This window comes from Anaeromyxobacter sp. SG64 (assembly GCF_022690745.1).
Taxonomy (GTDB): Bacteria; Myxococcota; Myxococcia; order Myxococcales; family Anaeromyxobacteraceae; genus Anaeromyxobacter; species Anaeromyxobacter soli.
The window spans coordinates 1-10,166 of record NZ_JALCZB010000132.1 but is presented as its reverse complement, the minus strand read 5'-3'; the positions used below and the strand labels follow the sequence as shown (position 1 = coordinate 10,166).

Genomic DNA, 10,166 nt, shown 5'->3' with positions numbered 1-10,166 from the left:
CCCGCGCCCACGAGGCCGAGGCGCGCTTCGCCGCCGACCCCGCCGCCCGGGCCGCCGCCTGGCGCGCCGCCGCGCGGGTCCACGACCAGGAGCTGCACCAGGTCTCGCTCGCGTTCCTCGCGATGGCCGAGGCGGTGCGCGCCGCGCCCGCAGACGCCGCGCACCGCGCCGAGCTCCGGCGCCTCGCCGCAGAGGCGCAGGAGCAGGAGGCGTGCGCCCGCGTGTACGACGCGATCGGCGAGAGCGCGCCGCCGGAGCTGCGCGCCGCGATCTTCCGCGAGCGCGCGGAGCTCGCCGACGGCCGCAAGGACCCGGACCGCGCCGCCGAGGGGTGGAGCCGCCTCCTCGCCGCCGCGCCCGGCGATCGCGAGGCCCTCTCCGCCCTGCGCCGCCTGCACCGCTCGCGCGAGCGGTGGGGCGAGCTCGCCGACGTCTGCGCCGAGATCGCGCGCCGCGCCACCGACCCCGCGGCGCGGGAGGACGCGCTGCGCGAGGAGGCCGCCGTCGCCGAGGGCAAGCTCGGCGACCCGGATCGCGCCGCGGCCGCCTGGAGCGGCGTGGCCGCCCTCGCCCCCGAGGACGCGGAGGCGGGCGCAGCGCTGGAGCGGCTGCACGAGCGGCTCGACCGGCCCGCGGACCTCGCCGCCGCGCTGGAGCGGCGCCTCGCGCGCGGCTTCGATCCGGAGGCCGCCGCGCGCCTCGCCGAGCTCCGCCGCACGCGCCTCGACGATCCGGCGGGGGCGCTCGAGCTGCACGGCGAGCTCCTCCGCCGCGATCCGGCCCGGATCGCCTCGCGCGACGCGATCGTCGCGCTCGCGGCGACGCCGGGCGAGGTCGGCCGGGACGCGCTCGACCTCGCGGACGCCGCGCTCACGCAGGCCGGCGAGCACGCCCAGCGCATCGCTGCGCGCGAGGGGCGCCTCGCGGCGATCCAGGATCCCGCCGAGCGCGCCGGGCTCCTCGCCGAGATCCGCGCCGTGATGGAGCGCGATCTCGGCGAGCCCGCGATGGCCTTCGTGGCGGCCTGCCGCGCCTTCTCCGAGGGCGGCGGCGCGCGCGCGGGGGTCGCGGAGGACCTCGAGCGGCTCGCCCGCGCGACGGGGAACGAGGACGCGCTGTGCGACGTGTGGGAGGAGGCCGCCCGGTCGGAGGCTCCGGACGAGGGGCTCGCCCTGCGCCGGAAGGCCGCGCGCCTGCGCACCGAGCACGGCGGCGGCGCCCCGGCGATCCAGGCGTGGCGGGGGGTGCTCGAGTCCGTCACCGACGACGCGGAGGCGCTCGAGGCCCTCGAGGCGCTCTACGCAGCGGCGCGCTCCGCGTCCGAGCTCCTGGAGCTCGCCCGGCGGCGCGCGGCGCTCGCCGAGGGGCCCGAGCGCGCCGAGCACCTGCTCCACGCGGCGCGCGTGGCCGAGGAGCTCGGGGATCCGGCCGCGGCGCTCGAGGCGTACCGCGCCGCCCGGGCCGAGGCGCCCGCGGACGTCGCGGCGCTGGAGGGGCTCGAGCGGCTCCTGCCGCGGGGCGACGCGGAGTGGCTCGAGGTGGTCGCCGCCCTCGCGCACGGCGCCGCCGGGGATCCCGGGCGGCGGGTGCCGCTGCTCCTGAAGCGCGCCGCGGCCCTGGAGGCCGGCGCCGACGCGCGCCCCGCCATCGAGGCGTACGCCGACGTGCTCGCCGAGCGGCCGCGCGATCCGGGCGCGGTCGCCGGGCTCGAGCGGCTCCTCGCGCGGCCGGACGCGCGCGGCGACGCGGCGCGCGTGCTCGAGGACGTGCACCGCGCAGCCGGCGACGCGCGGAAGCTGGCGGCGCTCCTCGAGGTGCGGCTCGAGACGTCGGACGACGCCGAGCGGGTGCCGCTCCTCGCCGAGATCGCGGCGCTCCAGGAGCGGCTCGGGGACCGCGGGCGCGCCTTCGGCGCGAAGCTGCGAGAGCTGCAGGGCGCGTTGAGGCGGGGCGCGGACGCGCCCGGTGCCCGCGCCGAGCTCGAGCGGCTCGCCGCGGCGACGGGCGCCTGGGAGGAGCTCGCCGGCGCGTTCGAGGACGCGCTCGGCACGCCGGGGCTCTCCCCGCAGGTCTCGCTCGAGCTCGAGCGGCGCCTCGCGGTGATCTCCGCGGATCGGCTCGGCCGGCCCGACGCCGCGGCGCGCTGGTACGAGAAGATCGCGGAGGTCGCGCCGAGCGCCGAGGTGCTGGGCGCGCTCGCGCGCGTTTACCGGAAGCTCGGCGCGCACCGCGAGCTGGCGCGGACGCTCGGGCGGCTCGCCGACGTCGCTCCGGCCGCGGTCGCACGCAAGGAACTCCTGCTCGAGGTGGCGAAGATCATGGCTGAGCAGCTCTCCGACCGGGACGGCGCGGTCGCCGCTTACCGGAAGATCCTGTCGGTCGATCCCGAGGACCCGAACGCCCTGCGCCTGCTCGGAAAGCTGCTCGGCGCCGCCGAGAAGTGGGACGAGCTCGCCACCGTGCTCTCGCGCGAGGTCGCCGTCGCCGACCGGCAGCCGAACCTGGTCGCCGAGGCCGCCGAGCTGCGCTACCGGCTCGGGCGGATCCGCCACCAGCGGCTCTCGGACGCGGACGGCGCGCTCGACTGCTACCGCGCGGTGCTCGAGAAGGTGCCGCGCCACCCCGCCGCGCTCGCCGCGCTCGAGGACCTCGCCCGCGGGAGCGGGCCCGCCGCGGTCGAGGCGGCGATGCTCCTCGAGCCGATCTTCGCGGCCGAGGGCGAGCACGCGAAGGTGATCGAGGTGCTGGAGGCGCGCGCGGCCCACCAGACCGAGCCCGCCGCCCGCGCGGCGCTCCTGCGCCGGGTCGCCGCCGTGTACGGCGGTCAGCTCAAGAACTCGGAGATGGCGTTCCTCGCCGCGAGCCGGGCCCTCGCCGCCGACCCCGACGCGCTCGAGTCGCTCGAGCTCGCCGCGCGGCACGCGGAGGCGGCCGGCCTCGAGGACGAGCTCGGGGCGCTGCTCCAGGAGCACGCCGATCGCGCGCTCGACCCCGCCGCGCGCGCCGAGTACCAGCGGCGCATCGCGCGGCTCGCGAACGACGATCCGCGCCGCGCTGCAGAGGCCTGGCAGCGGCTGCTCGACCTCGCGCCGGACGACCGGGAGGCGACCGCGGGGCTCGTCGCCGCCCTCCGCGAGGGGGGAGAGCCCGAGGCGCTGGCGCAGGCGCTGCGGCGCGCGATCGCGCAGGAGGAGTCGCCCGACGGCCTCGCCGCGCTCCTCGCCGAGCTCGCCGCCGTGCAGGACGAGCGGCTCGGCGACCTCGCCGGCGCGATCCAGAGCCTGCGCCGGCTGCTGGACGTCGCCCCGCACGACCGGGACGCGCTCGCGCGCATGGACCGGCTCTGCGTCCGGACCGAGCGCTGGGTGGACCTCGGCGAGGTGCTCGCGCGCGAGATCGACGCCGCGGCCGCCGCCGGCGACGACGCGGCGCTCGTGCCGCTGCGCCAGCGGCTCGCCGAGCTGAAGGAGACGCGCCTCGTGGACCGGGAGGGCGCGCTCTCCCTCTACGAGGAGGTGCTCGCGGCCCGCCCGGATCACCCGGAGGCGATCGCCCGGCTGGAGGGGATGCTCCAGAAGGATCCTGCGAACGCGCGCGCGGCGACCATCCTCGAGGGGGCGTACGGCCGCGGCGGCGACTCCGCCAAGCAGGCCGCGGTGCTCGAGCTGCGCGCCGCGGAGCGGCCGGACCCGCTCGAGCGCAAGGCGCTCTACGTGCAGCTCGCGGAGCTCCGCGAGCGGCAGCTCGGCGACCCGCAGCTCGCGTTCCTGGCGCTCTGCAAGGCGTTCCGCGAGGACCCTGCCGACGGTGCGCTGCGCGCCCGCATGGACGCGCTCGCCGAGACGAGCGGGCACGACGAGGAGCTCGCGGCGATCTACGAGGACGAGCTCGACCGGCTCCCGCCGGTGGAGACGGCCCAGGTCGCCCTCCGGCTCGGCGCGCTCTACGAGGAGAAGCTCGCCGAGCCCTCCCGCGCGGCGGGCTTCTACCGGAAGGCGGTCGCGCTCGACGAGAGCTCCGCGGCGCAGGCGCTGCCCGCCCTCGAGCGGCTCTTCCAGCGGCTCGAGCAGTGGGAGGACCTCGCCGACGTGCTCGCGCAGCGCGCCCACGTCGCGCAGGGGGCGGACCGGGTGCAGACCCTGTTCCGGCTCGGCCAGCTGTGCGAGGAGCGGCTCGCCGCGCCGGACCGCGCCGCCGAGGCCTACGAGGCCGCGGCCGCGGCCGACCCGCGCCACGTCGCCTCGCTCCGCGCCCTCGAGGAGCTCTACGAGGCGGCCGGCCGGCGCGAGGACCTCTTCCGGAACCTCGCCGCGCAGCGGGTGGCGCCCGGCGACGCCGCGGCGCGCGAGCGCGTGCTCGCCAAGATGGCCGCGCTGGCGGCCGACCTCGGCCACCTCGACGAGTCGGTCGCGCTCTGGAAGGAGCTCCTCGCCGCGCGGCCGCGCCACGACGGCGCGCTCGCCGCGCTCGAGGACCTCTACGAGCGGCTCGAGCGCTGGCAGGACCTCGCCCAGCACCTGCGCCTGCGCGTGCAGGCCACCGTGGACCGGCGGGAGATCGCCCGGCTGAACGACAAGCTCGGGGCGATCCTCGGCTCGCGCCTCGGCGACCTCGCGCAGGCGACCCAGTCGTACAAGGCGGTGCTCGACTCGGATCCGAAGAACCGCCGGGCGCTCGAGGCGCTGCGCGACATCCACGCGGCGCAGGGCGACGTGGAGGCGCTCGCAGGCGTCTACCGCCGCCTCGTGCCGGTGCAGGAGGACGCGGCGGGCGTGAAGCGCGTGCGCCTCGAGCTCGCCGAGGTGCTGCTCCGCGCCGGCAACAAGCGCGAGGCCATCGAGCAGGCGAAGCTCGCGTTCGACATCGAGCCGCACGGGGCCGACGAGCTGGTGCGGATCGAGGAGGTGTTCCGGGCGGCCGGCGCAGCCGCCGAGGGCGTGCGGGCGGCGGAGGCCCGCGCGGCGCTCCTCGCCGCGCAGGGCGGGCCCGCCGAGGCGATCCCGGCCTGGCTGGCGGTGGCCGAGCTCTGGAAGCAGCAGCGTCGCCCGGACGCCGCCGCCTCGGCGCTCGACAAGGTGCTCGAGCTCGACCCGGCCAACCGGACCGCCTACGACGCGCTGCGCGCCATCCACCAGGCGGCCGGCAACTGGCGCGCGTTCACGCGGGCCTGCGACGTCTTCGCCCCCAACGTGGTCGATCCCGCCGAGAAGGTCGCGCTCCTGAAGGAGGTCGCGGGCGTCCACGAGAAGAAGCTCGGCCAGAAGGAGATGGCCTTCCTCTCCTGGTGCCGCGCGCTCGGGGAGGCGCCCGGCGACGCCGAGGCGCTCGAGGCGGCGGAGCGGCTCGCCGACGAGACCGAGGCGCACGAGGAGCTCGCCGGGGTGCTCGAGCAGGTCTCCGAGGAGGCGCGCGGGATCGTGCGCGCGCGGCTCATGCTCCGGCTCGGCAAGCTGCGCGACGAGCGGCTCGACGACCTGGAGGGCGCGGAGGCCGCCTTCCGCCGCGCGCTGGAGGCGGATCCGGCGAGCCCGGAGGCCCTCGAGGCGCTCACCGAGCTCTTCAAGCGGCGCGGCCGCGTGCGCGACCTCGTCATCACCCTCGAGCAGAAGCTCGAGGCGGCGGCGGGGCTCGAGGAGAAGAAGGCGACCCTGCTCGAGGTCGCGAAGATCTACGACGGCGAGCTCGGCGACGTGGACGAGGCGGTGGGCGCGCTCCGGCGCGTCCTCGAGCTGGACGGCGCGGACGCGCTCGCGCTCGAGGCGCTCTCCGGCCTCTACCGGCGCGAGCAGCGCTGGGCGGACCTCGCGGGCGTGCTCTCCCGCGCGCGCGACCTCGCGCCGGACGACGCGCAGCGGATCGCGTTCCAGCTCCAGATCGCCGCGCTCTACGAGAACGAGATCGGCGACGACGAGGCGGCGGTCGAGGCGTACCGGACCGTCCTCGGGCTCGACGACCGGAGCGCGGGCGCGCTCGCCGGCCTCGAGCGGCTCTACACGAAGCTCGACCGCTTCGCCGAGCTGAACCGGGTCTACGAGCGGCAGATCGCGCTGGCCGAGGACCCGCGCGAGCGGGTGCGGATCCTCGCGAAGAGCGCGGGGATCCACGAGGAGAAGCTGCACGACCCGCGCGCCGCCATCGAGAAGGAGGAGGCCATCCTCCGCGTGGACGGCGGCAACCTCGCCGCCGTGAAGGGGCTCGAGCGGCTCTACCGCGACGAGGGGCTCTGGGACCGGCTCATCAGCGTCATGCAGCACCACCTGTCGCTCGTGACCGACCGGCGCGAGCAGGTCGCGCTCGAGGTCGCCATCGGCGAGGTGTGGTGGAAGGAGATGTCCCGCGTCGACCGCGCGGAGGCGATCTTCAACCACGCCCTGCAGCTCGACCCGGACTCGCGCGAGGCCGTCTCCGCGCTCGGCCGGCTGTACGAGCGGAGCGGCAACTGGAACCTGGCCCTCGACATGCTGCGCCGCGAGGCGCGCATCGCCGGCGGCGCCCGGGACGCGGTCGAGATCCACGTCCGCATCGGCGCCATCCACGAGGACATGCTCATGGACGCGGCCGGCGCGAAGGAGGCGTACGCGCGCGCGCTGCAGCTCGACCCGGGCTGCCTGCCCGCCCTCCGCGCGCTGAAGGGGATCGCCGAGCGCGAGCGGGATCGCGACCGGTTCCTGGAGATGCTCCTCGAGGAGGCCCGCTACACGCCGGACGCTGCGGAGAAGACCGGCCTCTACGCGTCGGCGGGCCGCATCTACCACGAGGAGCGCGACGACCGCGATCAGGCGGCGCGCTACTACGAGGAGGCGCTGAAGCGCACCGCGGGCTTCCCCGACGCGGCGCGGCCGCTCGCGGACATCTACGTCGCGCAGGCGCGCTGGCCGGACGCGGAGCGCGTGCTCGACGGGGTGGTCGAGGCGCTCGCGCTCGAGGGGGATCCGAAGGAGCTCTGCCGGCAGTCCTACCGCCAGGGCTACGTCGCCGAGAAGCTCGGCAAGCGCGACAAGGCGCTCGCGTGCTACCGCCGGGCCTACGAGCTCGACTCGACCTACCTGCCCGCGCTCGAGGGGCTCGGGAACCTGCTCGTCGCCGAGCAGCAGTGGGAGGAGGCGCTCCGGATCTTCACGACCGTGATCGTGCACCACCGCGACGCGCTCACCGATCTCGAGGTCGTCGAGACGCACTGGCAGATCGGCGAGATCGCCGGGAAGCTCGGGCAGACCGAGCGCGCCGCGAACGCCTACAAGAAGGCGCTCGAGATCGACGCGAACCACGAGCCGTCGCGCAAGAGCCTCGTCGCCGCCCTGGAGGCGATGGGCGACGTGGAGGGCGCGGTGGAGCAGCGGCAGCGGCTGCTGCCCCTCCTCGAGGGCCCGGCCAAGCTCGCGAACCTCGTCGCCATCGGCGAGGCCTGTCGCGACCGGCTCAAGGATCCCTACCAGGCGATCGACGCATTCCTCGCCGCCTCGAAGCTCGATCCCACCGCGCTCCCGGTGACCGAGGCGCTCCTCGGCCTCTACCGCGAGACGCGCCAGGGCCAGAAGTCCGCCGACGTGCTCGCGCAGATCATCGCCCGCCCGGAGGTCCAGGCCGATCCGGTCCGCGCGGCGCGGCTGCACGCCGCGCTCGCCGACGTCCTGCAGGACGAGGTGAAGGACGAGACCGCGGCGGTCGCGGAGCTCGAGAAGGCGCTCGATCGGAACCCGCGCCTCGTCCAGGCGTTCGCGAAGATCGAGGAGATCCTCACGAAGGGGAAGCGCTGGACCGACCTCGAGCAGGCGTACGTGCGGATGATCCAGCGGCTCCCGAAGACGCCCGACGTCGCGCAGGCGCGCGTCGCGCTGTGGCGGACGCTCGGCGATCTCTACCGCGACGTGCTCCGCAACGAGGACGGCGCCCGCACCGCCTACGGCGTCGTCGCGCGCTCGGACACGGAGGACGCGGCCGCGCTCGAGGCCTACGCCGATCTCGCCGCGAAGAAGCCCGGCGAGGAGGCCGGCGCGATCGCCGCCTACCGGCAGCTCGTGAAGCTCGGGGCGAAGCCGCAGAAGGCGGCCTCCGCGCTCGTCTCGCTCCACGCCGCCCGCAAGCAGTACGACCTCGCCTACGGCGCGGCGCAGGTGCGCGTCCACCTCCTGGGCGGCGCGAGCGGCGACGAGGTCCAGGTGGTCGGCCGCCTCAAGAAGTTCGCGCGCGATCAGGCGAGCCGGCCGCTCGACGACGCGCTCTGGGCGCTCCTCCTCCACGAGCGCGTGAAGGGGCCGCTCGCCGACATCATGACGCTGCTCGCGCTGCACGCCCGCGGGATGTTCGTCCAGCGCGAGAAGGACCTCGGGATCACGCCGAAGAAGGACGAGCTCGACGTGCGCGGCTCGATGCTCTTCTTCGCGAACATGTTCAAGTACGTGGAGCGCACCCTCGGCTTCGAGGGGCGGCTGCGGCTCTTCCGCAAGGACGACGTCCCGCAGCGGCTGCAGCTCGTGCCCACGGAGCCGGCGGGCCTCGTGGCCTCGGAGGACATGTTCCGGGAGCGGCCCAAGAAGGAGCTCTGGTTCGCGATCGCGAAGGCGATGGCGTTCGCGCGCCCGGAGCTCCTGCTCGCCCGGCTCATGCCGCACGACCAGCTCGACCTCGTCTTCCAGGCGGCCTGCTCGGTGGGGAGCTCCCGGTTCGTCGTCACGGCGGATCCGCACCTCGTCGAGAAGCTCAAGCGCGAGCTCGAGCGCACGCTGCCGGAGAACGTCACCAAGAACACCCTGAAGCTCCTCGCCCGGAGCTACTGCGACCTGCAGCACCCGGGCGACGTCCGGGCCTACCTCGACGGCGCGGAGCTGACCTCGAACCGGGTGGCCACGCTCGTGGCGGGCGACCTCGACGTGGTCCGCCGGGCGGTGGTCGCCGAGAAGCCCCAGGTTTCGAAGCTGAGGGAGGAGACGCGCCTCCGCGACCTCGCGGGGTTCTGCGTCTCCGAGGAGTACGGCACGCTCCGGGAGAAGCTCGGGGTGTCTTGCGTGGTGCCGGCGTGAGGTCCCGCTCCTTGACGCTGGACGCTACCCAAACCTAGGATCGACGCGGGCTTACCCATGAAATTCACCTGCGACAGCTGCAGCGCGCAGTACATGATCTCGGACGAGAAGGTCGGGCCGTCCGGGGTGAAGGTCCGTTGCAAGAAGTGCGGGACCGTCATCCACGTCCGCCGCCCCGCGGAGGAGCCCGCGGTCGCGCCCGCCGCGTCCGCCCCCATCCCCAGCGGCGGCCTCGACGTCGAGCTCGGCAACGCGTTCGACAACGCCTTCGGGGACGCGCCCGCGCGCAAGCCCGAGCCCGCGCCCGACCTCTCGGCCACGCAGGCGATGGGCGACGAGGACGCCGCACGCATCGCGGCGGCCCCGGCGCCCTCGACCGAGTGGTACGTCGCGATCGGGCAGGCGCAGGTCGGCCCGCTGCCGATCGCCGAGGTGAAGCGCAAGTGGGAGGGCGGCGACGTCGGCCCCGACTCGCTCGTGTGGCGTCCGGGGATGGGCGACTGGCAGCCGCTCTCCAGCGTCGCGGAGCTCGCGGCGCAGCTCGCGCCCGTGCCGCAGGGGAGGGGGTCCCGCCCCGTCGAGCCGCGCCCGGAGGCCTCGCGCGGCGACTTCGCCGCGCAGCCGGGGGCGGACGTCTCCTGGAAGCCGGTGGCGGCCTCCGCCCTGGCCGCCCTCGCGAGCGAGGAGATCGCCTCGAGCGGCGCGCCGGCGCAGAAGGCCGAGCCGAGGTCCCTCGGCGGCGTGAAGTCGCTCGTCGACGCGCTGCCGGAGGGCGGCGGGGTGGATCCGACCGGCGCGATCCCGCTCCCCATCAAGGGGCTCGAGAAGACCGAGGAGAAGAAGATCGAGCGCCGCTCGTCGGTGGCGCGCGGCGCCGAGGAGGCGCGCAGCCGCCGCAGCATCTCGCGCGCGGTCGGGGTCGGCGTGACCGCCGTGGCGCTCCTCGTCGCGGCCGGCGCTGCCGGCGTCGTCTGGTACACGAACAAGCAGCTCGAGCGCGTCCCGGCCGTCGCGGCCGTGCCCGCTCCCTCGCCTGCGCCCGCCCCTGCGAGCGCGCAGCCCGCCTCCGTGCAGCAGCAGGCGCCCGCACCGGCCGCCCCTGCGAGCGCCGGCGCGCCCGTCGCCCCTCCGCCGGGCGCGGTGGCG

2 protein-coding genes are annotated in these 10,166 nt (G+C 76.2%); both read left to right on the top strand.

The features are described from left to right. Nucleotides 1-122 precede the first annotated feature (122 nt). Nucleotides 123-9,020 (top strand): tetratricopeptide repeat protein, encoded by an 8,898-nt coding sequence (locus MNZ29_RS22375; protein ID WP_242356800.1) that lies wholly within the window; start codon nucleotides 123-125, stop codon nucleotides 9,018-9,020. Between the two features lie 57 nt (nucleotides 9,021-9,077). Next, nucleotides 9,078-10,166, top strand: a 1,089-nt coding sequence (locus MNZ29_RS22370; protein ID WP_242341144.1) for a GYF domain-containing protein, incomplete at its 3' end; no start/stop codon positions are given.